Source organism: Lysobacter niastensis (assembly GCF_015453285.1).
In the GTDB taxonomy this organism is placed as follows: Bacteria; Pseudomonadota; Gammaproteobacteria; order Xanthomonadales; family Xanthomonadaceae; genus Lysobacter_J; species Lysobacter_J niastensis.
This window is the reverse complement of sequence record NZ_JADLZT010000003.1, coordinates 331,047-354,175: the sequence shown is the minus strand read 5'-3', so window position 1 is coordinate 354,175 and position 23,129 is coordinate 331,047. Positions and strand designations below refer to the sequence as shown.

Sequence of the window (23,129 nt, the reverse complement as noted above, 5' to 3'; positions counted from 1 at the left end):
TGGCTCGCAGCATGTTCATCACGCGTCTGTCCGCAGGCTTGTCCACAGATGTTGTGGACAGTGCGCTATGCGCACTCGCAGAGCCGGATGAAGTTGCTGCATCGCAGCGGCGTCGGTGTTGGCGGCATGCGGCGCATGTGCCGCAATTTGTCAATGCGAATCACTGGTCAAAAAAACGCCAAACCTGCGGCAAGCCCCATCCCATCAAGCGATGCGGGGCTTCATCACGCGTCTGTCCGCAGGCTTGTCCACAGGGCTTGTGGACATCCGGAAGAGGGTGGACAAAAAATCGCCAATCAGCCGGAGGGCCTTGCCGTTGCTGCGTCGCAGCGCCTTGTCCACAGGCTTGCCCCGGCGGTTCTCCACAGCCATTGTGGAAAGCCCGCGCACGACTGTGCGAGGCTTCGCTTCCGCCGGCCGCGCCCGACGGCCCGGCCCCCAGGTGTTACGAGCCCTCCCATGTCCGCCGATCAACGACCGATCGCCATCGCACTGATGGGCCCGACCGCGTCGGGCAAGACCGCGCTCGCCCTGGAGTGGGCCGAACAGCTCGGCGGGGAAATCGTCAGCGTCGACTCCGCATTGGTGTATCGCGGCCTCGACATCGGCGCGGCCAAGCCGACCGCCGCGGAGCAGGCGAGGGTGCCGCACCACCTGGTCGACCTGCGGGAGCCTTGGCAGCCTTACTCAGCGGCCGAGTTTGCGACCGATGCGCGCCGCGCACTCGACGATATCGCCGCTCGCGGTCGGGTGCCGATCCTTGCCGGCGGCACCGGCCTGTACTTCCATGCGCTTTTGCACGGCCTGTCGCCGATGCCGGAGGCCGACGCGGCGACGCGTGCCCGGATCGAGGCCGAAGCCGCTGAGCGCGGCTGGGCGGCGCTCCATGCCGAACTGGCCGCCGTCGATCCACTGGCGGCTTCGCGCATCCATGTCACCGACGCCCAGCGCATCCAGCGGGCACTCGAGGTTTATCGGTTGTCCGGCCGCACCATCAGCCAATGGCGCAGCGATGCCGTCGCCGTGCCGCGACTGCCGTACCGGGTGCTGAAGCTGGTATTGGCGCCGGACGACCGCGCGGTGCTGCACGAGCGCATCGCCCGCCGGTTCGACGCGATGCTGTCCGGCGGCTTCCTCGACGAGGTCCGCAGCCTGCGCGCCATGCCCGGGTTGCGCGATCATCCGCGGCCGCTGGAACTGCCCGCGCTGCGGGCGGTGGGTTACCGCCAGGCCTGGGAGCATCTCGATGGCGCGTTCGACGCCGCAGAGCTGCGCGACCGCGGCATCTACGCCACCCGCCAGCTCGCCAAGCGCCAGTTGACCTGGCTGCGCGGCGAGCTCGACGCGCGATGGTTCGACCCGCTCCGCGAGCGCGAAGACCTCGAAACCGCGCTGGCGCTGTTCGCCGGCGGCGCCTCCCGATCCGCTGGCTGAGCGACCGCAGGATCGCGGACCGTGCGTTTGGTCCCATTGGAGAGCGAACAGCGTCGTCGACTTGCGTTACCATCGGCCCCGTCGCCGCTGTGGGGACAGGCCGGCGACACGGCCAGCTGACACGGCCGATCACCCTATAACTAGAACTCGACCGGGGAGTAACAGATGTCCAAGGGGCAATCTTTGCAGGATCCTTTCCTGAACGCGCTGCGTCGCGAACGTGTGCCGGTTTCGGTCTACCTGGTCAACGGCATCAAGCTGCAGGGCACGATCGAATCCTTCGACCAGTTCGTGGTGCTGTTGCGCAATACCGTCAGCCAGATGGTCTACAAGCACGCCATTTCCACGGTCGTTCCGGCGCGCAACGTGCGCGTGGGACCGGGCGGCGGCTACGTCCAGTCGGCGGACGGCACGAGCGAAGGCAGCGACGAAGCCGAGTAATCGGCACGGGCAGAGGCTCCGGCCCCGCGCCGGAAACGAACTGCCCTTGTGTCGGCCCGGGGGCGGGCCCATCTTGGTCGTAGGCCTCGTCTGAGGTCCCCACACAGGCATGCCCCGGTTTGTTTGAAAGATCCAAAAAAGGCGAAAACGCGCTTCTGATACAGCCCCATGCCGGCGGTCCGCCGGATGAGGGTCTGCTGGAGGAGTTCGCCGACCTCGCGCGTTCGGCAGGGGCCACCGTGGCCGCCGTGCTCACCGCCCGCATCGACCGTCCCAATGCCGCCATGCTGATCGGCAGCGGCAAGCTGGAAGAAGTGAAGGCGGCCGCCGATGCGACCGGCGCCGACCTGATCCTGGTCAACCACCCGCTGACGCCCGGACAGGAGCGCAACCTCGAACGCGAGTTGCAGCGCCGCGTGGTCGACCGTACCGGCCTGATCCTCGACATCTTTGCCCAGCGTGCGCGCAGTCACGAGGGCAAGCTGCAGGTCGAACTGGCCCAGTTGCGCCACATGGCCACGCGCCTGGTGCGCGGATGGACCCACCTGGAGCGCCAGCGCGGCGGTTCGATCGGCCTGCGCGGCCCGGGCGAAACGCAGCTGGAAACCGACCGCCGCCTGCTGCAGAAGCGCCTGGAGCAGCTGCAGAAGCGTCTGGACAAAGTCGAAGTGCAGCGCACGCAGATGCGCCGCGCACGCATGCGCAGCGAACTGCCCCGCGTGGCGCTGGTCGGTTACACCAACGCCGGCAAGTCGACGTTGTTCAACTCTCTCACCGGCGCCGATGCCTACGCCGCCGACCAGTTGTTCGCGACGCTGGACCCCACCGTCCGCCGCATCGAGCTACCCGGCGGCGGCGCGGTGCTCGCCGACACCGTCGGCTTCGTTCGCGACCTGCCGCATGCGCTGGTCGCCGCGTTCCGGTCGACCCTGTCGGAGGCGCGCGAAGCCGATTTGCTCCTGCACGTGGTCGACGCGTCCGACCCGCTGCGTGATGAGCGCATCCGCCAGGTCGATGAGGTGCTGGAGGAGATCGGCGCCGGGGACCTGCCGCAGGTGCTGGTATTCAACAAGATCGACCGGGTCGAGGGCGCCGCGCCTCGCCACGATCACCCCGGTGAGGGCCGCGACCGCGTCTGGGTGTCCGCTCGCGATGGCACCGGCATGGACCTGCTGCGCAGGGCCTTGGCCGAGGCGCTGGAGCTTCGCCACGTCGCCGGGACGCTGCGCGTACCGCCGCAGGCCGCGCGCCTGCGCGCCCGCCTGCACGAGCTCGGCGCCGTGCGTGCCGAGTCGCACGACGAGCACGGCTGGCTGCTGGAGGTCGACCTGGCCATCGCCGACGCGCAGCGCCTGTTCGCCCAGGCCCACGGCGAGTGGCTGCGCCCGCTGCTGGAAACCCTGCCGGCCGATGACGAAGAAGCCGACCGTTACCTTGCATGATCTGCCCTTGCTTGAGGCAGGGTGGGCCCACACCTAGAATCACCAAGCGCCCGCGATCGACTGTTCAGCCGGCCGTCTGAACCTGTCGATCGCGTCGCTGCATTCGATGGCACCCTCCGGCATCGCCGTGGTGCCCGCGTCCCAGGACGGGACGTGCCTCCCACAACCTAGGAGCAGGCATGGCCTGGAACACCCCTGGCAGTGACAATTCCGGCGGCGATCGCCGGTCCCCGCGGCGACGCGGAGGCGGCGGCCTCGATGGCGTGATCGACTCCATTCGCGGCCTGTTCGGCGGCCTCGGAGGCGGCGGCAACGGCATCCTGCGCTGGGTCGGCATCGTGTTCGCGCTGTGGCTGGCCTTCAACTGCTTCGTGCTGGTGACCGAGCAGGAGCGCGGCGTGGTCCTGCGTTTCGGCCAGTTCTCGCGCGTCCTGCAGCCGGGTCCGCACTTCAAGGCGCCGTGGCCGATCGAGCGAGTGACCAAGCTCAACGCCACCCAGATCAAGACCTTCAGCGACAACGTGCCGGTCCTGACTGCCGACGAGAACATCGTTTTCGTCGAGATCAACGTCCAGTACCGCGTCAGCGATCCGAAGCTGTACTTGTTCGGCACCCGCGATGGCGACCAGATGCTCCAGCAGGCCGCGCTCAGCACCGTGCGCGAGCAGGTCGGCCGCTCCACCCTCGACACCGTGCTCGGCGCGCGCAACGCGCTGGCCGTGTCGGCGCGCGAGCAGCTGCAGAAGTCGCTCGCGGCCTACCGCACCGGACTGGACGTCACCGAACTCAACCTGCCCAACGCGCGCCCGCCGGAAGAGGTCAAGCCGGCCTTCGACGACGTCAACAGCGCGCAGCAGGACAAGGACCGCCTGATCAGCGAAGCCCGCGCGTACGCCGCGCAGGTGGTGCCGGAGGCGCGTGGCCAGGCAGCCCGCGTGCGCACCGTCTCCCAGGGTTACAGGACCGCCGCCATCGCGCGCGCGCAGGGTGACGCCGACCGCTTCTCGCTGCTGGTCGACCAGTACAAGGCGGCGCCGGAAGTCACCCGCAAGCGCCTCTGGCTGGAAACGCTGCAGCAGGTGCTGGCGGACAACCGCAAGATCGTCGGCGGCGATTCCCGCCAGTTGCTCTACGTGCCGATGCCTGAGAAGGGCGCCGCGCGTCCGGCCGCCTCCGCGAGCGGCATCCTGGCACCGGAAGCGCTGGCCCCGGCCATCACCACCATCGAGCAGCAGGCTCAGGAATCGGCCCGCAGCGGCCGCGCGCCGCGCCCCGCCGGCCGTGAGGAGGTTGAACGATGAGGATTTCCATGTGGGTCGCCCTGATCGTGGCGGCACTGCTCGCACTGCTCGGCTCGGTCTTCGTCGTCAACGAAGGCCAGACCGGCATGGTGCTCAACTTCGGCCGCGTCTCGCGTAGCGACATCGGTCCCGGCCTGCACTTCAAGTGGCCGCTGGTCGAAACCGCGCGCGTGTTCGATCGCCGCCTGCAGGTGCTCGACGCCGAGCCGGAGCGCTATCTCACCTCCGAGCGCAAGGACGTCAGCGTCGACTTCTTCGCCGTCGGCATGATCGAGGACGTGCGCGCGTTCTACCGCGCCACCGGCGGCGACGAATCGGTGGCCGTGCAACGCCTGGCGCCGATCATCAAGGACTCGCTGCGCAACGAGATCAACGCCCGCACGCTGCAGCAGGTGGTCTCCGGCTCGCGCGCCGAGGTCATCGGCCATCAGATCAAGGCGATCAACGAAGGCGCCGCCACCATGGGCGTGCGCATCGTCGACATGCGCATCAAGCAGATCGACCTGCCGACCGACAGCCAGGTCATCCAGGACGTCTACCGCCGCATGCGCGCGCAGCGCCAGCAGGTCGCCAGCCGCCTGCGCGCGGAAGGTGCCGAGCAGGCCAATACCGTGCGCGCCCAGGCCGACCGCGACAAGGAAGTGATCGTCGCCGAGGCCGAGCGCGATGCCCAGCGCCTGCGCGGCGAGGGCGATGCGCTTGCCGCGCAGGCCTATGCCGCCGCGGCCAACAAGGATCCCTCGTTCTACGCATTCCAGCGCAGCCTCGAGGCCTACCGCCGCTCGTTTGCCGACGGCGATGGCGTGATCGTGCTCGACCGCGACGACCCGTTCCTGCAGTACCTCAGGTCCGACCGCTGACGGCGCCGCCTGCAGATGTCGATCGAGCTGTTGTCGGCCCTGTGCCTGGTCGCGGTGCTGGAGGGGCTGTTCCTCTTCGTCGCCCCGCGCGGCTGGAAGCGCGCCGCCGAGCAGCTCCACGCCTTGCCCGACCGCCTGTTGCGGCTGGTCGGCGCGGTGGCAGTGGGCGTCGGTCTGCTGTCGTTGTGGCTGGTGAGGCAGTAGCGAGGGGTCCGTAGGCCGGACCAGGCCAGGGTTTGCCGCCCGGGGCGGGCTGCTGCTTTCACGCCGTCCGGGGTGGCCCCGGCGACCCAAAACCCGGATAATGCACAAAAGCCGGACGGGGGCATTCCCCGCCGGCTTTCTTGCTGTTTGCGGGACCCTCCCGCCAATCGCCCGGACGTCCGGGCACCCCCACCGTATTTGCAGTACAGGAGCTCTGTGATGGGTCAGTCAGTCGTCGTTCTCGGTGCCCAGTGGGGCGATGAAGGCAAGGGCAAGATCGTCGATCTGCTGACCCAGGACATCGGCGCCGTGGTGCGCTTCCAGGGCGGCCACAACGCCGGTCATACCCTGGTCATCGGCGGCAAGAAGACCGTCCTGCACCTGATCCCCTCCGGCATCCTGCGCGAAGGTGCGCTGTGCCTGATCGGCAACGGCGTCGTGCTGTCGCCAGCCGCCCTTCAGAAGGAAATCGGCGAGCTGGAAGCGAACGGCGTGGAAGTGCGTTCGCGCCTGAAGATCAGCCCGGCGACGCCGCTGATCATGCCGTACCACATCGCGCTGGATCAGGCCCGCGAGAAGGCCGCCGGCGGCAAGGCCATCGGCACCACCGGCCGCGGCATCGGCCCGGCCTACGAGGACAAGGTCGCCCGCCGCGGCATCCGCGTCGCCGACCTGCATTACCCGCAGCAGCTCGCCGAGAAGCTGCGCAGCACGATGGACTACCACAACTTCGTGCTGACCAAGTACCTGGGCGTTGAAGCCGTCGACTTCCAGAAGACCCTCGACGAGGCGCTGGCCTTCGGCGAATACGTCGAGCCGATGAAGTCCGACGTCGCCGGCATCCTTCACGAGCTGCGCAAGCAGGGCAAGAAGGTGCTGTTCGAAGGCGCGCAGGGCTCGCTGCTGGACATCGACCATGGCACCTACCCGTACGTCACCTCGTCCAACACCACCGTCGGCGGCGCCTATGCCGGCACCGGCGTGGGCGCGGACGCGGTCGACTACGTGCTCGGCATCGCCAAGGCCTATGCCACGCGTGTCGGCGGCGGTCCGTTCCCGACCGAACTCAACGACGAGATCGGCCAGGGCCTGCGCGATCGCGGCGCCGAGTACGGCGCCACCACCGGCCGTCCGCGCCGCTGCGGCTGGATGGACATCGTCGCGCTGCGTCGCGCCGTCGCGGTCAACGGCATCACCGGCCTGTGCATCACCAAGCTCGACGTGCTCGACGGCATGGAGAAGCTGAAGATCTGCATCGCCTACGAATACCGCGGCAAGCGCACCGAGTACGCGCCGCTCGACGCCGCTGGCTGGGAAGAGTGCACGCCGGTGTACCTGGAGTTCCCGGGCTGGGAAGAGAACACGCACGGCATCACCGAGTGGGACAAGCTTCCGGCCGCCGCACGCGCCTACCTGCGCGCGCTGGAGGAACTGGCCGGTTGCCCGATCGCCATCGTCAGCACCGGTCCGGACCGCAACGCCACCATGGTGCTGCAGGATCCGTTCGCGTAAGCCGCTGCACTGACTGACTGCACGAAAAGCCCCGCGGAAGCGGGGCTTTTTCTGGGTGACTTGTTGGGCGGGCGCGGCCTGCATAAGCTCGCCGGGCCGCTCGAATAAGGACATCTGGAGGCCACAGGGCATGGGGACCGGTACGACACTCTGGCTGATCGCCTGCGCGACGGCGACCGCCGCGCTGGTCTGGGCGGAATCGCGTCATTGGCGCCTGGGTCGCGCGATCTTCAAGCTCGCCGCGAGCACGGCGTTCGTGCTTCTCGCGTTGCAGCTGGGTGCATCCGACACGCACTACGGCCGACTGGTGCTCGTGGCACTCGTACTGAGCTGGGTGGGCGACGCGCTGTTGTTGTCGGCGCGAAGCCGCATCTTCCTGTTCGGCATCGGCGCGTTCCTGCTGGCGCACGTCGCGTTCGCCGCCGCGTTCGCGCAATTGCCGTCGAGTCGCATCGCGCTCGCCGTGGGCTTCCTGGCGATGGCCTGCGTGGGCGGGATCGTCCTGCGCTGGCTGTGGCCGCATCTGTCGCCGTTCTACCGTGTCGCGGTGTCCGCCTATGTGGCGGCGATCGTCGCGATGTGCTCGCTGGCCATTGCCGCAAGCCCCGCATCCGGCGCCTGGGCGCTTGCGGCCGGCGCCATCGCGTTTGCCGCCTCCGACATTTCGGTGGCGCGAGATCGCTTCGTCGCTCCGGGTTTCACCAACCGGGCGTGGGGCCTGCCGTTGTACTACGCCGCGCAGTTAGTGCTGGCCTGCTCGGTGGGGAGCGCGCTCGCCATGGTTTGACGGGGCGCGACGCCCCGGCGATTCCATCAAGGCAGCCACACATCCGCCAACATTGGTGGCTTCCAGCCACCAATGCCTGTCGTCAGATCGTGCAGCGTTTCCGTAGTTGCGCGGCAAAGTCCCATTGCATCAGGGGCTTGCATCGAGGAGCGTCGATTCGTCGTGGTTGGCACGCGATCTGCTCCATGAGGGGCCACTCCTCGACTCGCAGCCTTGCATGAAGAAAACACTCACCACGATGACGTTGTGGACAGCCGCGTGCGCGCCATGTTTCGCGCAGAATGCCGACGAGGTCGCCAGGCAGCTCTCCAATCCCATCGCCAGCCTCACCAGCGTCCCGTTCCAGTTCAACCACGAGCACGGTGCCGGCGTTGCCGGCGATGGCGAGCGCCTGCGACTGAACATCCAGCCGGTGATTCCCTTCTCGATCGGCGAGGACTGGAACCTGATCTCGCGCACCATCGTCCCGCTCATCGATCAGCACGGGATCATTCCCGGGGCCGGCGACCAGTCCGGCATCGGCAACGTGATGCAGAGTCTGTTCTTCTCGCCCAAGGCGGTGACCGGCAGCGGCTGGACCTGGGGCGCTGGCCCGGTGTTCCTGCTGCCGACCGCCAGCGACGATCTGCTGGGCAGCGATCGATGGGGCATCGGTCCCACGGCCGTGGCGCTGCGCCAGACGAGCCGCGGATGGACCTACGGTGGACTGGTCAACCACATCGTCTCGGTCGGTGGTGGCGACGGGCGCGATATCAGCGCCACGTTCCTGCAGCCATTTGTCGCGAAGCGGATCGGCCCGGGACGCACGGTGACGATGAATACCGAAGCCACCTACGACTGGAAGCAGGGCGAATGGACAGTGCCGGTCAATCTCGGCATCAGCCAGGTCATTCCCGCGCGCCGGCAGATGTTCAGTGTGCAAGGCGGTGTCATCTGGTACGCGCAGGCGCCGGAGCTCGCTCCCGAATGGGGTCTGCGCTTCACGCTGACGCTGTTGTATCCGAAGCAGGGCAACGGATGACTCGACCCACGCTTCGCCGGGAACGCCGTGCGCCACTGTGTAGTGCAGGCGTGCCGACACACGCGGATACAAACGCGCCGCCAGCCGACAAAGCTGCGCTACAAACGCAACGTCTAATGCATGCGTCGTCCACTCAAGGTTCGAAGGCCCTCATGAAGACCAGCCTCGCCGTTGCATCGGCCACCGTTGCGCTTGCCGTGCTGTTCCCGTTCGCTGCTGCCGAAGCCCAGCAGGCGAAGCCGCAGTCGTGGCCGGGAATCAAACGCACCGACCTCCAGCGGCATGACCTGTCGGCGCCCGGGCGAGAGGTCATCCAGGTCCACGTCGATTTCGCCCCCGGTGCGGCGGTGCCTGCGCACAGCCATCCGGGAGAAGAGATCGTCTACGCGATCGAAGGCGCGATGGAATACCAGGTGGAGGGCCAGTCGCCGGTGACCCTCAAGTCCGGTGACGTGCTGTTCATCCCGGCCGGAGCGATCCACTCGGTGAAGAATGCCGGCAGCGGCAACGCCGCCGAACTCGCCACCTACATCGTGGAAAAAGGAAAGCCTCTCCTCGTGGGCAAGTGAGCCTCCGCCCGCGCGCGGCTCGTCGCGGCGCGGCTGCAGCGCAACCTACATGGAGAGCTGAACTCCCTGCTTCGCACCGTGGTCGGTGACCAGGTCGTACTCCGCCTGCTTGATTTCGTACTCGCCCAGGATGGAATCGGCGGCCTTGTCGATCTGCCGGGCGAGGGCGTCGCAGCCTGAGCTTCCGCTGCGATCGGCCAGGCGGCGCACGAGTTCCGTTTCCGCCTCGACGGCGAGGGCGTGATGCCCGTCCTCATGATGTCGGAGTGCGGTGCTGTATCGCTCCCAGGCCGCAACCAGGACTTTCGATGCATCGGCGGGTGGTGTCCAGCGGGGCAGCTTCATGCCGACTTTCAGTTCGGTATCGAGGGACTCCACCCGGCAATTCTTCCCGCTGCCGGACAGCCGGTACGACCAGCTGACATGCCAATCGGTATAGCCGTCGTAGGGCTCGCCGTACTGATCGCGCGGGCGGCGCAGTTCCAGATCCTTGCGCAGCTCGCGCAGGTTGTTTCCGGACAAGTCGTAGTACTCGATCGCCGGCGTGTTCGGCGCGCCGCCCGCCGTCTGCACGGCGCTTGCGGCGTTGTCGTGCGCAGCCCACGCACCCGAAGCGAGCAGAAGCAAACCTGCGCCTGCCACGGCCCTGATCGATCCGATCATGTTTCTTCCCCGACGGACCTTTCCCCGAGGCCCCGACCGTCAGCGTAGCCGTTGCGCGTTCACCGGGGCAACGCGATGGCTCACGACGACTACCGCCGTGGAGTCATTCGGGCCGCCGCGCATAGCTGACCGTCAGGATCTCCCAGTAGTGTCCGTCGGGCTCGCTCCAGTAGACGATGCGGCCGCCGTAGCCGGCGTTGACCTGCATGTCGGCGGGCCCCTGCGGCGTGCTGCGGTAGGTGATGCCGGCTGCACGCATACGGCCGAGGACCGCATCGAAGACATCCTCGCTGACGCGGAATGCGTAGTGCCCGATCGGGAAAGGTTCTTCGGTCTGGTCGAAATCGAGCGTCAGCCCGTCGTTGACGTACACGGGCGAGAACGGCCCGAGCCCTGATTCGGACCAGGGCACACCGAGCAGACCGGCCAGCTGCTTCGCCGCAGCGACACGGTCGCGGCAAGGCACGATGAGGTGATCGAGTTCGACGGAACGGATTCCGCTGGACATCGCGCCACCCTCCCTTCCGCTACTGCATCGAGTGCAGCCCGATCATGTTGCCTTCCGTGTCGGTCACCAGCGCGATGAAACCGTAGGGGCCGATGGAGAACTTTTCCTTGAAGACCTTGCCGCCGCTGTCTGCCGCGCGCCTGGCTTCGTTCGCGCAGTCCGCGCAGCTGAAGTACACCAGCGTGCTGTTGCCGCCGGAAGGGTAGCCCTCGTACTTCACGAGCGAACCGGCGGCGCCGCCGCCATCGGGCTTCATCGGGAACGCCCACATCTCGATGCCCGGGCTCTCCAGTCGTTCGAGCTTCGTGCCGAACACGGCCTCGTAGAACGCTTTCGCACGCGCCATGTCCTGCACGTAGATCTCGAACCAGCCGACCGCATTGCGCTCCATGACACCCTCGCTAATGGATGGTGAATGTCACCGCGTACTTCGGGTTCTTGCCTTGCCGCACGGCCGCACGCATCTGGTAGACCTGCACGGTGTAGTCGCCCGTCGCCGGCAGTTTGCCGCTCCACGTGGTCTCGCCGGTGATCGAGGTGTTGACGATGGCGGTGTCGTTGCCGGGCGCCATCACGTTGAAGTAGACGTCCGGGGTCGATTTCAGCGCGACCGTCATCGTTTGCCCGGCCTTGGCGCCGAGCACGTAGCTCCTGCCCTCGCCAACCTGGCCAGAGAGCGTCGCCGAGGTCATGCCGTGTGCGAACGCCACGCGTTCCGCCGCCGATGTGCTGGCCGCCATCAGGCTCACGATCGCCAGCGCCGCCAGCCAGGGGCGCATGCGCGCCATCGCCACTTCCGCATCCATGTCTCGATCTCCGGGGATAGCCATGCCCGGCCCGTGACGCGGCCGATACGCATGCAAGGGGGACCCCTCCGGCAGGGACTCTGGGGCAGCGGCCGTTATGGGCATGTGTATCGAAGGCTGAATACGGCGGCGGAATGAGCCGCGCGCGCCGATTCTGCGACGGGCTTCACGGGTTGCCACGTCCCGCATGCAACCCCTAGGCTTGCCGCAGGGGGATGCGGACGATGGGGATCGTCCGCATCCAGGCGGTACATCGACAGGGGGATTCATGCGGAAGCATCTTTTTGCGGTGCTGGCGGCGGCTGCGTTCGCGCTGGCAGCGGTCGTCATGCCTGCAGCGGCACAGGAAGCACAGGGCAACGGCGACATCGGCGACCTGCCGTGGCAGGTAGGCCCGGCCAAGGGCAAGGTGGGCGACAAGGCGGTCATCGACGTGCCGGAAGGCTATGCCTTCCTCGACGCGGACGGCACCCGCAAGCTCAACGAGATGCTTGAGAACCCGCCGACCGACGCCGAGGAGTACACGCTGGCGCCGAAGGACATGGAGTGGCTCTCGTTCTTCCGCTTCAACGAGGTCGGTTACATCGAGGACAAAGAAGAACTCGATGCCGACGCCATCCTCGATTCCGTGAAGGAAGGTACGGCGGAATCCAACGTCGAGCGCAAACAGCGTGGCTGGGAGACGTTCAACATCGTCGGCTGGAGCTTCAAGCCGCAGTACGACAAGCAGACCAACCTGCTGGAGTGGGCGATCCTGGCTGAGGGAATGCAATCGCACAACAAGGTGGTCAACTACAACACGCGCCTGCTCGGCCGCCGCGGCGTGATGGAAGTGATCGTCGTGTCCGACCCGGATGGCCTCGATGCCGCCATCACGCAGTTCAAGAAGGTGCTGCCCGGCTATTCGTTCAACTCCGGCGAGAAGTACGCGGAGTTCAAGCCGGGCGACCATGTCGCCGAGTACGGCCTCGCCGCGCTGATCACCGGCGGTGCCGCCGCGGTGGCGTCGAAGAAGGGCTTCTTCGCGGCGATCGCGGTGTTCCTGGCCAAGGCCTGGAAGCTGCTGCTTATCGGAGTGGCGGGCGGCTGGGCGGCGGTCCGCAAGTTCTTCGCTGGCAAGAAGGAACAGCCGGCGGAATGAACCTGCCGATGGAAGTGCTGCTGGTGGCGGGCGTCCTCGCGTTGTACCTGCAGGACGCCACGCTGCTGCTGCATTACGACGAGGTAGCGATGGTGCGTGGCCGTCGCTGGCGAGCCACGACCGGCAGCGCGCTGGAGTTTCGCGGACGGCGCCTGTTCCTGCCCGATCCGCTGCGTCCCGCCGACGCCATGTTCCGCGTGACCTGGCTGGGCAATGGCGAAGGCCAGGCGCGCGAACACTGGGCCGGGCTTGGCCACTTCATCGCCGCGCTGTCGGCGCTCAAGCCCGCGTGCTGGCTGCTGTGGGCGCTTCAACTACTGGTCTTGCCGGCGCTGCTCTGGCGCTTCGCGCATCCGCTGGCGCTGCTTGCGCTGGCAGCATTGATCTACGGCACCTGCCTGGTCGTTGCGATGCAGCTGTGGCGCTATCGGCGCGCGTACGAACTGGACAGACGGCAGGCGCTCACGATGGGGTTCGAGCTCCTGTGCTGCCCGCCGCACGCGATCAACGTCGTGCGCCGGCTGTCGCTGCGCCGGGGCCTGCACGGCAATGCCATGGATGTCGCGCGCCATCTGCTCGATGCGGACGAGGTCGCCGGCATCGGTACGCGCATCGGCCAACGCCTGGATTACGCGATGGATTTCGCCGGTGACGGAGCACCGCTCGAGCAGCGCCTTCTGGATGCAAAACAACGCCTGGAGACCCTGAAATGACCGGCACCGAACTGGCGGTGATCATCGGCTGCGGCGTACTGGGCTACTGGCTGGTGGCGGTGATGTGGCCCAGCCTGCGCGCGGGCCGCGCTTCCTCGCCGCCGCCGGTGCCGGGGCAACAGGCCGTGATGTGGCACGAGGAACTCGGGATAGCACCGGACGCCGCCCGCGAAACGATCGAGGCTGCATTCCGTGCCAAGGTCGCCGAGTACCACCCCGACCGCATCGCGCACCTGCCCATCGAAGCCCGCGAGCAGGCCCGGATGCGCGTGCTGCAACTCGAGCTCGCCTACGACGCGGCCCTGCGCGACCTGGAATGGCTGCGGCCTCGCGGCCGCGAGCTTTGATCGCAACCGTCTCCGGCAGGGTAGGCAACACGGCTGCTGCAAGCCGCATCGCCCGCATGTACGATCGGACCCAGGGGAGGGCCGCCGCACGGCGGTCCTGAACAACATGATCCGGGGGCGGACTTGAAGGGACGGTCGTGGGCGTCTGTCGCGCTGATGACGGCTTTGGCCGGTACTGCCGCGGCCAAGCACGTGTACCCGAAGATGCTGGATGCGGTGGCCGACGGCGCGCGGTATTCCCTGCAGCAGGACTACGTCTACAGGGAGAAGGCGGCCACGTTCACGCTGCGCGCTGGCGAGTACGTGCAGAAGTACGAGGACGCGCGCGCCATCTATCTCATCGGTGGCAGCCACTGCGTCGAGATGAACGTGGTGCCGCCCAGGCAACCCGAGTTCGCCTACACCACGCCTTTCGACTGCGGGATCTACCTGCCCAGGGATCCGGCCAAGGGCGCGACATTCTTCTTCATCCGCGGAAAGCCGGCCACGACCCCCGAAGCGGGTGCGCTGGTGAACGCGATCATCCGCGCCGGTGAAGGCAGTTTCGATTTTCCGACGTCCAACAAGAACGATACGTTGCTGCGCAGCCAGCTGGTGCTGCCGGGGACGTAGGCGTTGGACGGGCTCGGTTCCGGGGAAGCAGGGATCCACGATCACACAGGCGGAGGCTCGATGGCCAAGCAGTTCAAGTTGTCGAAGGACGAGATCAGGCCGCTGGCGGAAGGCTACGGCGCCTGCATAGCGACGGACCGCATCACGGTGGACGGGTACCCCGTGCGTTTCATGTACCGCGAGCCGCCGGACAACGAGGTCGACAGCGGCTGGCGCTTCCTGTCCGGCTTCGAGGACGATGCCTACATGGACGATGCGTCCAATCACGGCGCCTACGACGTCAACACCATCGCCAATTACGACCCTTCGATCATTCCGTTCCTCGATGCGCCTGAGGGCAGCGTGTTCGAGAAGTCGCCGGAGTCGGAGCGGTTCCTGTCGGTGACGGACTGGGTGCCGGAAGAAGCCTGATTCGCAGGTAGCGGGCGCAAGGCACGCGGGGCTGCGCGCGGCGTTCATCGCCGCTGCGGCATGCTGGCCGCGTCATGGGCCTGCTCGACTCGACAAAGGCAAAGGCAGCCGCACTCAAGCAGCACACGCTGACGGTCTACTTCGCCGCGCGCGATCCCCGTACGCCCTGGCCGGTCCGGCTACTGGCGTTGCTGGTTGCCGCCTATGCGCTCAGTCCCATCGACCTGGTGCCGGACTTCATACCCGTGGTCGGTTATCTGGATGACCTGCTGCTGGTGCCACTCGGCTTGGCGCTGGTGGTCCGGCTGACGCCCATCGAAGTGCTGGAGTCCGCACGCGAGCGCGCAAGACAAGCCTCGGGAAAGCCGGTGAGTTGGCCGGCCGCCGCGTTCATCGTGGTGGTGTGGAGCGTGGCGGTCTGGTGGGCGGCGCGATGGGCGCTCGGCATCTTTCGTGCGTGACGCCACTCCCGGCACAAACAAAAGCCGCCAGTCGGTGCATCGGCTGGCGGCTCGATGGCAGGCCGTTTCGGCCTGTCGTCACCCCGAGGATCGCCATGGCGGCACACGCTTCCTCGGCGCTTGGAAAGCGTGCACGCGCACGTCTTACGGCGATGTGAAGCGGCCACCGAGGGGCAGCGCCCGTGTCAGCCGGAGCTGAACTCTTAAGGTTGCACCCGTCTGGAACACCGCAATTTCACGCGGATGTCGCGGCGCAGCCGGTTAAGTCCATCGCGGGGGACATCATGCTTATCGATCCGACCATTGGCGATATAGATCAGGTGGAGACCCGCGTGCAGCGCATTGTGGATTCTGCGGTGAATGGCGGCGACCTGTTGCGGCTGCACCAGTTGTGGTCGTGGTTGCGATCCGCCGAGTCGAGGACGTCGCCCGGTGATTCCCGCGAGCGCCTGGTGCGGATGCGGGTATCGGTGGAGGCCGATCTTGCGCGCCTGGGCTTTTCGTGCGGCGGCAATGGGCGCACGAAGGGCGAGGCCTAGCGCACTCGCATTGGGAGCGAGTTGGACCGGCGCCGGCTGCTGCATGCCGATCGACGCCATGATCGTGTAGCGGCCGATACGTTGCGACGAACGGGCCGGCTATGCGCGTAGCCGACGCGTGAAAGCAGCCCCGGCTGCGACTGCCCCGACCGCCGGACCAGCGGCCGCTTTTCACGCCGTCTTGAAACGCGATGCCTCTCCAGCCGCTATCTTGGCGCCTGCGCCACCTGTTGCGGACGCGGAGCGCACCCATGAAGCGTTGGGGCAGGGCGAAGATGATCTTGACCGTGCTGGTGACGATCGCGTTGACGGTGCTGGCCGTGGTCATCGGCATGAACTTCACCACACCCGAGAAGAAGCTCGAGCGCCGCATCGAGCATCACTACGCGGTGTCCGATCCGCAGTTCATGCGCGAGATGTCGGTGTTGCTCGGGCCGTCGATCCTGCCGGGCAATCGCGTCGAGGACCTGCAGAACGGCGACGAGATATTTCCATCCATGCTCGAGGCGATTGCCTCCGCGCAGAAGACCATCACCTTCGAAACCTACATCTACTGGTCGGGCGAGGTCGGCAAGCGCTTCGCCGACGCGCTGTCGGATCGCGCGCGGGCCGGCGTGGAGGTGCGCGTCACGATCGACTGGGTCGGCAGCGTCAAGATGGAGGAGACCCTGCTGGACCAGATGAAGAGCGCCGGCGTGGAGATCGTGCGCTACCGCCCGCTGCGCTGGTACAACCTCGGCCGGCTCAACAACCGCACGCACCGCAAGCTGCTGGTGGTGGACGGCAAGGTCGCTTTCACCGGCGGCGTCGGCATCGCCGACGTCTGGAGCGGGCACGCGGAGGACCCGGAACACTGGCGCGACATGCATTTCCGCATCGAAGGGCCGGTGGTGGCGCAGTTCCAGGCCGCGTTCAACGACAACTGGATCAAGACCAGCGGCGTGGTGCTGAACGGCGATGGTTACTTTCCGGCGTTGCCATCCGTGGGCGACCAGGCCGCGCACATGTTCATCGCCTCGCCTTCGGGCGGCAGCGAGAGCATGCACCTGATGTACCTGATGGCGATTGCCGCGGCCGAGAAAAGCATCGACATGGAGGCCGCTTACTTCGTCCCCGACGACCTGGCGTTGCACGCACTACTGGCGGCGCGCAAGCGCGGCGTGAGGGTGCGCATCCTCGTGCCGGGTCCGCACATCGATTCGGAATCCGTGCGCTTGGCCAGCAAGGCGCAGTGGGGCGACCTGTTGCTGGCTGGCGTGGAGATCCACGAATACCTGCCGACGATGATGCACAACAAGCTGCTGATCATCGACCAGGCCATGGTATCGGTGGGGTCGACCAACTTCGATCCGCGCTCGTTCCGCCTGAACGACGAAGCCAGCCTGAATGTCTACGACCGCGCGTTCGCGCAGCGCATGACCCTGGTGTTCGAGCAGGATCTCAAGCCGACCCAGCGCTATACCCATGAAACCTGGGAACGGCGGCCATGGAAGGAAAAGTTCATCGAGAAGTTCATCCTGCCGATCCGGTCCCAGCTGTAGAGCCGGGCGCCATCGCCTGAATGCGGCAGGGTCCGGCTTTGCGTGGCGGGCTGTTCTCCGCCGCGCATGACTTTCGGCGCTGTGTGGGGGCGCACAGGCCCGCCACCATCGGGATACATCGGAAGACTCCGCCCTCCCGGTCTGCGGTGCGGAACCTCGGGACGGTGGCGGGGTCTGTCAGTTTCCTGCCGGCAAGCGCCGGCTCCGGCCTGTAGGCCATTGAAGAATCGAGGGGAAAAGATGCGTCGTTTTCTGGTTACCGCCATCGCGCTGGCCCTGGCCGGCGGCTCCGCGGCCGCACTGGCGCAGACGGCCGGCACGCTGCCGTCGTTGCAGGCCCAGGCGACCACGCAACTGCCGCGGAACGTGGTGCCCACGCATTACGACGTGGCGCTGGTGCCGCATGCGCAATCGCTGAGCTATGACGGCCGCGTCACCATCACCCTCGACGTGCTGGAGCCGACGCGCACCATCACGCTCAACCAGCTCGACATGACCTTCGCGTCCGTGCGGCTGGCGCCGGCCAGCGGCAAGGCGAAGTTCGCCGCACCTAAGGTCGTGGTGGACAACGACGCGCAGACCGCGACGTTCACCTTCGCCGAGCCCGTTCCCGCGGGAAGCTACCGGCTGTCGATCGACTATGCGGGCAAGATCGGCACGCAGGCCAACGGCCTGTTCGCGATCGACTACGACACGAAAGGAGGCCGGAAGCGCGCGCTGTTCACGCAGTTCGAGAACTCCGATGCACGCCGCATGATCCCGTCGTGGGACGAGCCCTCGCACAAGGCCACTTTCACGCTGGAAGCGACCGTGCCGGCGAACGAGATGGCGGTCAGCAACATGCCGGCCACCTCGACCGAGGAACTCGGCAACGGCAACAAGCGCATCAGGTTCGCGCAGTCGCCGAAGATGTCGACCTACCTGATGTTTTTCAGCGTGGGCGACTTCGAGCGCGCCACCGCCACCACCGACGGTGTCGAGGTCGGCGTGGTCACGCAGAAGGGCATGTTGCCGCAGGCGCAGTTCGCCCTGGATTCCTCGCAGGCGGTGCTGCGCGAGTACCACGATTACTTCGGCGTGCCGTATCCGCTGCCCAAGCTCGACAACGTCGCCTCGCCTGGCCGCAGCCAGTTCTTCGGCGCCATGGAGAACTGGGGCGCGATCTTCACGTTCGAATACACGCTATTGCTAGATCCGACGATCTCGACGCAGTCGGACAAGCAGTCCGTGTTCTCGGTCGCCGCGCACGAGATCGCCCACCAGTGGTTCGGCAACCTGGTGACGATGAACTGGTGGGACGACCTGTGGCTCAACGAAGGCTTCGCCTCTTGGATGGAAGGCCGCACCACCGAGAAGCTGCATCCGGAATGGAACACCGCACTGTCGTCGGTGGGCGTGCGTGCCCGCGCGATGTCGCTCGACGCCGTCGCCACCACGCACCCGGTCGTGCAGCACGTGGAGACGGTGGAGCAGGCGAGCCAGGCGTTCGACTCGATCACCTACTCCAAGGGCGAGGCGGTGATCCGCATGCTCGAAGGCTACGTCGGCGCCGAGGCGTGGCGTGATGGCGTGCGCAGCTACATCAAGGGACATGCCTACGGGAACACCGTGTCCGACGACCTGTGGCGCCAGATCGAAGCCGCCGCCGGCAAGCCGGTGACCGCGATCGCCCATGACTTCACGCTGCAGCCGGGCGTGCCGTTGATCCGTGTCGAACAGGCTACCTGCAAGGGCGGCAGGACGACGCTGACGCTGGCGCAGGGCGAGTTCACGAAGGATCGTCCGGGCAAGGCGCCGCTGTCGTGGCGCGTGCCGGTGATCGCGCAGGTGGCTGGCAGCCAGGAGGCCGCGCGCACGGTGGTCGAAGGCGGGCGCGCGACGCTCGACGTACCGGGTTGCGGACCGGTCGTGGTCAACGCCGGCCAGACCGGCTACTACCGCACGCTGTACGCGCCGCAACAGTTCAAGTCGCTCAGCGGCGGCTTCGCCAAACTGGCGCCGATCGACCAGCTCGGCGTGATGGACGACACCTGGGCGCAGGGCTGGGCGGGCCTGCAACCGGCGTCCGACTATCTCGATCTGGTCAAGGCGACGCCGCGCGACGCCGATCCACAGATCTGGGGTGACATCGCCAGCAGCCTGGGCAGCCTGGACGACTACTACCGTGGCGACGCGACGCGTCAGACGCGCTTCCGCAAGTTCGCCATCGCGCAGCTGTCACCGGTGCTGGCCCGCATCGGCTGGGATGAGAAAGCCGGCGAGGCCGACCCGGTCAAGATCCTGCGCACGCAGCTGATCGCGAACCTCGGCGAGCTCGGCGACAGTGTGGTGATCGCCGAAGCGCGTCGCCGCCATGCCGCCAACGACATGCCCCCGGCGCTGCGCAAGACGATCCTGTCGGTGGTGGCGCACCACGCCGACTCCGCTACCTGGGACCGCCTGCGCGCCCAGGCGCAGGCCGAGAAGACGCCGCTGGTGAAGGACGAGCTGTATGGGCTGCTGTCGTCGGCCGAGGACGATGCGCTGGCGCGGCGGGCGCTCGAACTGGCGCTCACCGACGAGCCCGGCGCGACCAACAGCGCCAGCATGATCGCCACGGTGGCCTACCAGCATCCGGACCTCGCGTTCGACTTCGCGGTCGCCCACCGCGCCCAGGTGGATGGCAAGGTCGATTCGACCTCGCGCAGCCGGTACTACCCGGCGCTGGCCAACCGTTCGCTGGACCCGTCGATGACCGGCAAGATCCGCGCGTATGCCGACGCCCATGTGGCAGCGGGTTCGCGTCGTGCTTCCGAGACCGCCATTGCCGACGTGCAATACCGCATCAAGGTGCGCAGCGAGCGCCTGCCAGCGGTCGATGCCTGGCTGCAGGCGCACGGCGGCTGAGGACGAGTTCCTTCCTGCGAAACAGACAGGCCCTGTTCCCGGGGCCTGTCTGCTTTCTGGAGGAGCTTCATGTCGACGCCAGTGATCGACAACGTCGGCTCCTACCGCTGCCGAAAGCCTCCAGGCCAAGGAACACTAGTGCGCATCGTTCTCGAGGCGCTCGACTACCCGGCCACGAGCAATGGCGATGACTTTCTTGACATCGCCGAACTTCGTTTCCGGCAAGTTGTTGAAGTCCATCAGGCGATGTTCGAATTCGCGTCCGCCAGAGACGTCCTCGATGGCGAAGCGCACCTCCTGCAGTGCAACCCGCCTGTGATCGTACGAGCCGAGAACTTCAATGCTCGCCTTCTGAAGCGCGCAGAACAGGCTCAATGTCTTGGCGTCCGGCGGACACTCCCGTGTGTCCTTCCGGTTCCAGTCGGACTCGCTGGCCAGTAACTGGTCGGCCTTGTCCAGGATCTCGACATCCGCGACGGAAACCGGCTGGTCCCGCTCCTCGTAGGAAGGAGGGACGGTTGCGCAGCCGGCCACCGCCATTGCGAGGATCAAGGGAAATGCCAGTTTCCAGATCCTGTGCGCATACCAGGCACGAGCATCAGGTGCGACGTCCCGGCGGGTGACATGCAGGTCCATGCCGTTCCTCATGTTGCGGTACGCCGCCGCAACCAGAGCGCTGCTGCATTGAGCGCTGGAATGCCCAATGCAAGCATGGCTACAGGCATGGCTGCCGGATCCAGCTCCCCCGTGCGGACCAGGGAGAATGTCTCCGCAGCCTTATAGCCAACCGCCCCAATGAGAAGAGCGTAAGCCCCGAACAGAGCGTAGAAGCGCGGACTGACCAGGAACCAGCGATGCGGCAGTAGCAGCACAGTACCGAACAGGAGCGGCGGCAGGTTCGAGGCTGCCCTTGCACCAAGCGACGGCATATCGTTGGAGTGCGGGATCAGGCCGGCTATGTCTGCGATCGCCGATGCGACGAGGAACAAGCCAGCCAGCAGGCCGATATACCGGATGAAAGTGGCAAGTTTCCGCATATCGGTCAGCCGCCTAACAATTCAGTTGGAACCACTGTGGTGCTGCGCGATCGTCATCTCCTGGCTTTGTGTCGTCAAGTCCACAAGAAAACAGAAGGCGGCTGAGGTTGAAGGCCAAGCTTCTGCAGCGGTGATGCACGTAACACTCGCATGGAGCTTCGAAGGGCAGTGGCGATCGCTGCCTTGAATCATCTCCCGTCACCTGCCATGTCCGATGTCCTCGCGCAGGATGCGCAGCACTTCGGCGACGGCTTCCGGATTTTCCTGCACGTTGTGTTCGGAAGCGATGACCAGCGTGGATTGCGCGCCGGGGATGATTGCGCTCGCCAACGGCACGACACCATCCGATTCCGGGCGGCTGCCGGGCACGACGCCGGCGATGGTGTGGAAGGGAATGCCGGCGGCCGGCATCAGCGTCTCCCCGGCGCGGCGCACCGGCTGCATCGGTTGCAGCGTGGAGATGCTGTTGAGGCGGGAGCGGGTGAACACCGGACGCAGTTCCTCGCGCACGGCTTCGGGGTTCGCGATGGCGACCCGGCGCAGACCTTCGAGCTCCGGTGCGCGGCGGCCGACCAGCACGCGCATGAAACGGCCGATGAAATGTTCGGCGGTGGGGCTGCCGCGGTGTGGCGTGGCCATGAAGATCGCGCGCGAAATGCCCGGGTAATGCGTGAAGTGGAAGACCTCGGCGACGCGACGAATGTCCTCGGGATCGCCGTCCAGCGCCTGCGGCGGCCGGGTGAAACCGGCGTCCCACAGCACCTCGCCGCTGTCGGCGCACAGCAGCCGCGACACCACTCCGCCCAGGCTGTGGCCTATGAGCACGACGCCGTTGCGTGCGGGGTCGTCTCCTTCGGGGTCCAGCAGGCGCCAACCATCGTCGATGTATCCCTTCACGCGGCGTCGTATCACCAGCAATGGCGCGTTGGTCTGGTAGACGACATGCCAGACCTGGAACTGCGATCGCAGCAGCGGATCGCCCCAGATGGCGTTGGACAGTCTCGCCCAGGTCAAGGGGCTGCTGCCGAGCCCATGGATCATGATGATCGGGCGCTTGTTCGGGTCGTAGTCCTCGAGCAGGTACAGGCCCGCGCGACGACCCACCTCGTCGCCGCCCAGCAAGCCCCAGATCGCCAGCCGTTCCAGTTTCGACGTGCCGGCGCCGTATGCGTAGAACGCCGACGTGTCGGCTGCCAGCGGGTATTGCCACGCGCCATGCGTGAGGCGATCGACCGCGACGGGATCGCCGATGACCAGATGCGGCGTGCCGCCATCGGCATCAGCCTCGATCCACGCGGTGGCCCAGCGGAACACGCCCTCCGGCGGATAAAGCTGGCAACTTGGCGCATCCTCGCAGCGCGGCGTGATCGCCGCCAAGGGCACGCCGAAGCCCGGTCGCGAGAAGCGCTGGCCACCGTACATCTGCATCGGCACGTCCTGCGCACGCACGAGCGTGAGCGGTGGCTGCAGCGTGGGCGACAGTTGGCGGAACTCGACGCTGAGGGGCACGCCGTCGAGTTCCATCGGGCCCGGCGACCAGCGCCGGTCGCGGTGGCGCAATGCCTGCACGAGCAAACGGTCGGTGCAATGCGTAGCGAGTTCAGAGGCCTGCATGCCGATGGCGTGCGGCGTCGCGTCAAGTAGGCGGTAAGCGAGCGTTGCGCATTCCACCCACGCCCGCGCGGCATCAGCGGAGTGGCCACCTCGCTCGCCTCGGCTCGCGGCGGCCTGCGCTTCGGCGAGCAATTGCGACGGGGGCCCGTGAACCGCGATGGCCTCGTCGGGTTTGACCGGTGGTGCGTTGCCGCAGGCGGCCAGCGTCAGCGCGGCTGCCAGCAACGGCACCGTGGACAGAATACGAACCGAAGCGGACAGCGGCTCGCTCATGGGCGC

Annotated in this window: 26 protein-coding genes; 19 read left to right on the top strand and 7 right to left on the bottom strand. The window is 66.9% G+C overall.

All coding sequences use genetic code 11. The annotated features are described in order from the left end of the window. Positions 1–459 precede the first annotated feature (459 nt). The 10 genes from miaA to IU514_RS06770 all read left to right on the top strand — a co-directional run bounded on the left by miaA (position 460) and on the right by IU514_RS06770 (position 9,571). Positions 460–1,434 carry a tRNA (adenosine(37)-N6)-dimethylallyltransferase MiaA gene (miaA, locus tag IU514_RS06815; protein ID WP_194930325.1) on the top strand — a complete coding sequence of 325 codons (975 nt, stop codon included), beginning with the start codon at positions 460–462 and terminating at the stop codon, positions 1,432–1,434. 165 nt (positions 1,435–1,599) lie between these two features. After that, positions 1,600–1,875 carry an RNA chaperone Hfq gene (gene hfq, locus IU514_RS06810; RefSeq protein WP_194930324.1) on the top strand — a complete coding sequence of 92 codons (276 nt, stop codon included), beginning with the start codon at positions 1,600–1,602 and terminating at the stop codon, positions 1,873–1,875. Between the two features lie 119 nt (positions 1,876–1,994). After that, a complete protein-coding gene (hflX, locus tag IU514_RS06805) occupies positions 1,995–3,317 on the top strand; it encodes a ribosome rescue GTPase HflX (protein WP_194930323.1) in 1,323 nt (440 codons plus the stop codon). Positions 3,318–3,496: 179 nt separating this feature from the next. Beyond that, positions 3,497–4,618: an FtsH protease activity modulator HflK gene (hflK, locus tag IU514_RS06800; RefSeq protein ID WP_194930322.1), complete on the top strand. Its 1,122-nt coding sequence runs from the start codon at positions 3,497–3,499 to the stop codon at positions 4,616–4,618. Further along, the gene (gene hflC / locus IU514_RS06795) at positions 4,615–5,478 is read left to right on the top strand and encodes a protease modulator HflC (RefSeq protein WP_194930321.1); all 864 of its coding nucleotides are present in this window, start codon (positions 4,615–4,617) and stop codon (positions 5,476–5,478) included. The genes hflK and hflC overlap by 4 nt, the downstream gene beginning before the upstream one ends. Before the next feature lie 15 nt (positions 5,479–5,493). Beyond that, positions 5,494–5,682, top strand: a complete 189-nt coding sequence (locus IU514_RS06790; RefSeq protein WP_194930320.1) for a DUF2065 domain-containing protein — start codon at positions 5,494–5,496, stop codon at positions 5,680–5,682. Between the two features lie 219 nt (positions 5,683–5,901). Beyond that, complete coding sequence (locus tag IU514_RS06785) at positions 5,902–7,194, top strand: adenylosuccinate synthase (RefSeq protein ID WP_194930319.1); 1,293 nt, start codon at positions 5,902–5,904, stop codon at positions 7,192–7,194. Between the two features lie 130 nt (positions 7,195–7,324). Next, a complete protein-coding gene (locus IU514_RS06780) occupies positions 7,325–7,981 on the top strand; it encodes a lysoplasmalogenase family protein (protein WP_194930318.1) in 657 nt (218 codons plus the stop codon). A gap of 217 nt (positions 7,982–8,198) precedes the next feature. Continuing rightward, complete coding sequence (locus tag IU514_RS06775) at positions 8,199–9,002, top strand: transporter (protein ID WP_194930317.1); 804 nt, start codon at positions 8,199–8,201, stop codon at positions 9,000–9,002. 152 nt (positions 9,003–9,154) lie between these two features. After that, positions 9,155–9,571: a cupin domain-containing protein gene (locus IU514_RS06770; protein WP_194930316.1), complete on the top strand. Its 417-nt coding sequence runs from the start codon at positions 9,155–9,157 to the stop codon at positions 9,569–9,571. A 45-nt stretch (positions 9,572–9,616) separates the two neighbouring features. Here the strand turns inward: IU514_RS06770 and IU514_RS06765 are convergent, their stop codons facing one another. The 4 genes from IU514_RS06765 to IU514_RS06750 all read right to left on the bottom strand — a co-directional run bounded on the left by IU514_RS06765 (position 9,617) and on the right by IU514_RS06750 (position 11,548). Beyond that, entirely contained in the window at positions 9,617–10,234 is a 618-nt protein-coding gene (locus IU514_RS06765; protein WP_194930315.1) for a DUF922 domain-containing protein, read from the bottom strand. Positions 10,235–10,337: 103 nt separating this feature from the next. Beyond that, positions 10,338–10,742, bottom strand: a complete 405-nt coding sequence (locus IU514_RS06760; RefSeq protein WP_194930314.1) for a VOC family protein — start codon at positions 10,740–10,742, stop codon at positions 10,338–10,340. 19 nt (positions 10,743–10,761) lie between these two features. Then, complete coding sequence (locus tag IU514_RS06755) at positions 10,762–11,133, bottom strand: VOC family protein (RefSeq protein ID WP_194930313.1); 372 nt, start codon at positions 11,131–11,133, stop codon at positions 10,762–10,764. 10 nt (positions 11,134–11,143) lie between these two features. Next, positions 11,144–11,548, bottom strand: coding sequence for a g-type lysozyme inhibitor (locus IU514_RS06750; RefSeq protein WP_194930312.1), 405 nt, complete (start codon positions 11,546–11,548; stop codon positions 11,144–11,146). A gap of 268 nt (positions 11,549–11,816) precedes the next feature. On the opposite strand from IU514_RS06750, the gene IU514_RS06745 reads away from it, so the two are divergent. The 9 genes from IU514_RS06745 to IU514_RS06705 all read left to right on the top strand — a co-directional run bounded on the left by IU514_RS06745 (position 11,817) and on the right by IU514_RS06705 (position 20,199). Continuing rightward, a complete protein-coding gene (locus tag IU514_RS06745) occupies positions 11,817–12,689 on the top strand; it encodes a DUF2167 domain-containing protein (RefSeq protein ID WP_194930311.1) in 873 nt (290 codons plus the stop codon). Further along, a complete protein-coding gene (locus IU514_RS06740) occupies positions 12,686–13,402 on the top strand; it encodes a hypothetical protein (protein WP_194930310.1) in 717 nt (238 codons plus the stop codon). Before IU514_RS06745 ends, IU514_RS06740 begins: the two co-directional genes overlap by 4 nt. Continuing rightward, on the top strand, positions 13,399–13,749 hold the full coding sequence (locus tag IU514_RS06735) for a J domain-containing protein (protein WP_194930309.1): 351 nt from the start codon (positions 13,399–13,401) through the stop codon (positions 13,747–13,749). Before IU514_RS06740 ends, IU514_RS06735 begins: the two co-directional genes overlap by 4 nt. Positions 13,750–13,872: 123 nt before the next feature. Next, positions 13,873–14,361 (top strand): hypothetical protein, encoded by a 489-nt coding sequence (locus IU514_RS06730; RefSeq protein WP_194930308.1) that lies wholly within the window; start codon positions 13,873–13,875, stop codon positions 14,359–14,361. Positions 14,362–14,421: 60 nt separating this feature from the next. Then, positions 14,422–14,772, top strand: a complete 351-nt coding sequence (locus IU514_RS06725) for a DUF2185 domain-containing protein (RefSeq protein WP_194930307.1) — start codon at positions 14,422–14,424, stop codon at positions 14,770–14,772. A 74-nt stretch (positions 14,773–14,846) separates the two neighbouring features. After that, positions 14,847–15,233 carry a YkvA family protein gene (locus IU514_RS06720; protein WP_194930306.1) on the top strand — a complete coding sequence of 129 codons (387 nt, stop codon included), beginning with the start codon at positions 14,847–14,849 and terminating at the stop codon, positions 15,231–15,233. A gap of 284 nt (positions 15,234–15,517) precedes the next feature. Then, a complete protein-coding gene (locus IU514_RS06715; protein WP_194930305.1) occupies positions 15,518–15,772 on the top strand; it encodes a hypothetical protein in 255 nt (84 codons plus the stop codon). A 275-nt stretch (positions 15,773–16,047) separates the two neighbouring features. After that, a complete protein-coding gene (locus IU514_RS06710) occupies positions 16,048–17,313 on the top strand; it encodes a phospholipase D-like domain-containing protein (RefSeq protein ID WP_194930487.1) in 1,266 nt (421 codons plus the stop codon). Between the two features lie 240 nt (positions 17,314–17,553). Next, entirely contained in the window at positions 17,554–20,199 is a 2,646-nt protein-coding gene (locus IU514_RS06705) for a M1 family metallopeptidase (protein ID WP_194930304.1), read from the top strand. A 135-nt stretch (positions 20,200–20,334) separates the two neighbouring features. Here the strand turns inward: IU514_RS06705 and IU514_RS06700 are convergent, their stop codons facing one another. The 3 genes from IU514_RS06700 to IU514_RS06690 form a co-directional block, all read right to left on the bottom strand. Beyond that, positions 20,335–20,835 (bottom strand): DUF6197 family protein, encoded by a 501-nt coding sequence (locus IU514_RS06700; protein WP_194930303.1) that lies wholly within the window; start codon positions 20,833–20,835, stop codon positions 20,335–20,337. 8 nt (positions 20,836–20,843) lie between these two features. Beyond that, positions 20,844–21,236, bottom strand: a complete 393-nt coding sequence (locus IU514_RS06695; RefSeq protein WP_194930302.1) for a hypothetical protein — start codon at positions 21,234–21,236, stop codon at positions 20,844–20,846. A 198-nt stretch (positions 21,237–21,434) separates the two neighbouring features. After that, positions 21,435–23,123 carry an esterase/lipase family protein gene (locus IU514_RS06690; protein WP_194930301.1) on the bottom strand — a complete coding sequence of 563 codons (1,689 nt, stop codon included), beginning with the start codon at positions 23,121–23,123 and terminating at the stop codon, positions 21,435–21,437. Between the last annotated feature and the right edge of the window lie 6 nt (positions 23,124–23,129).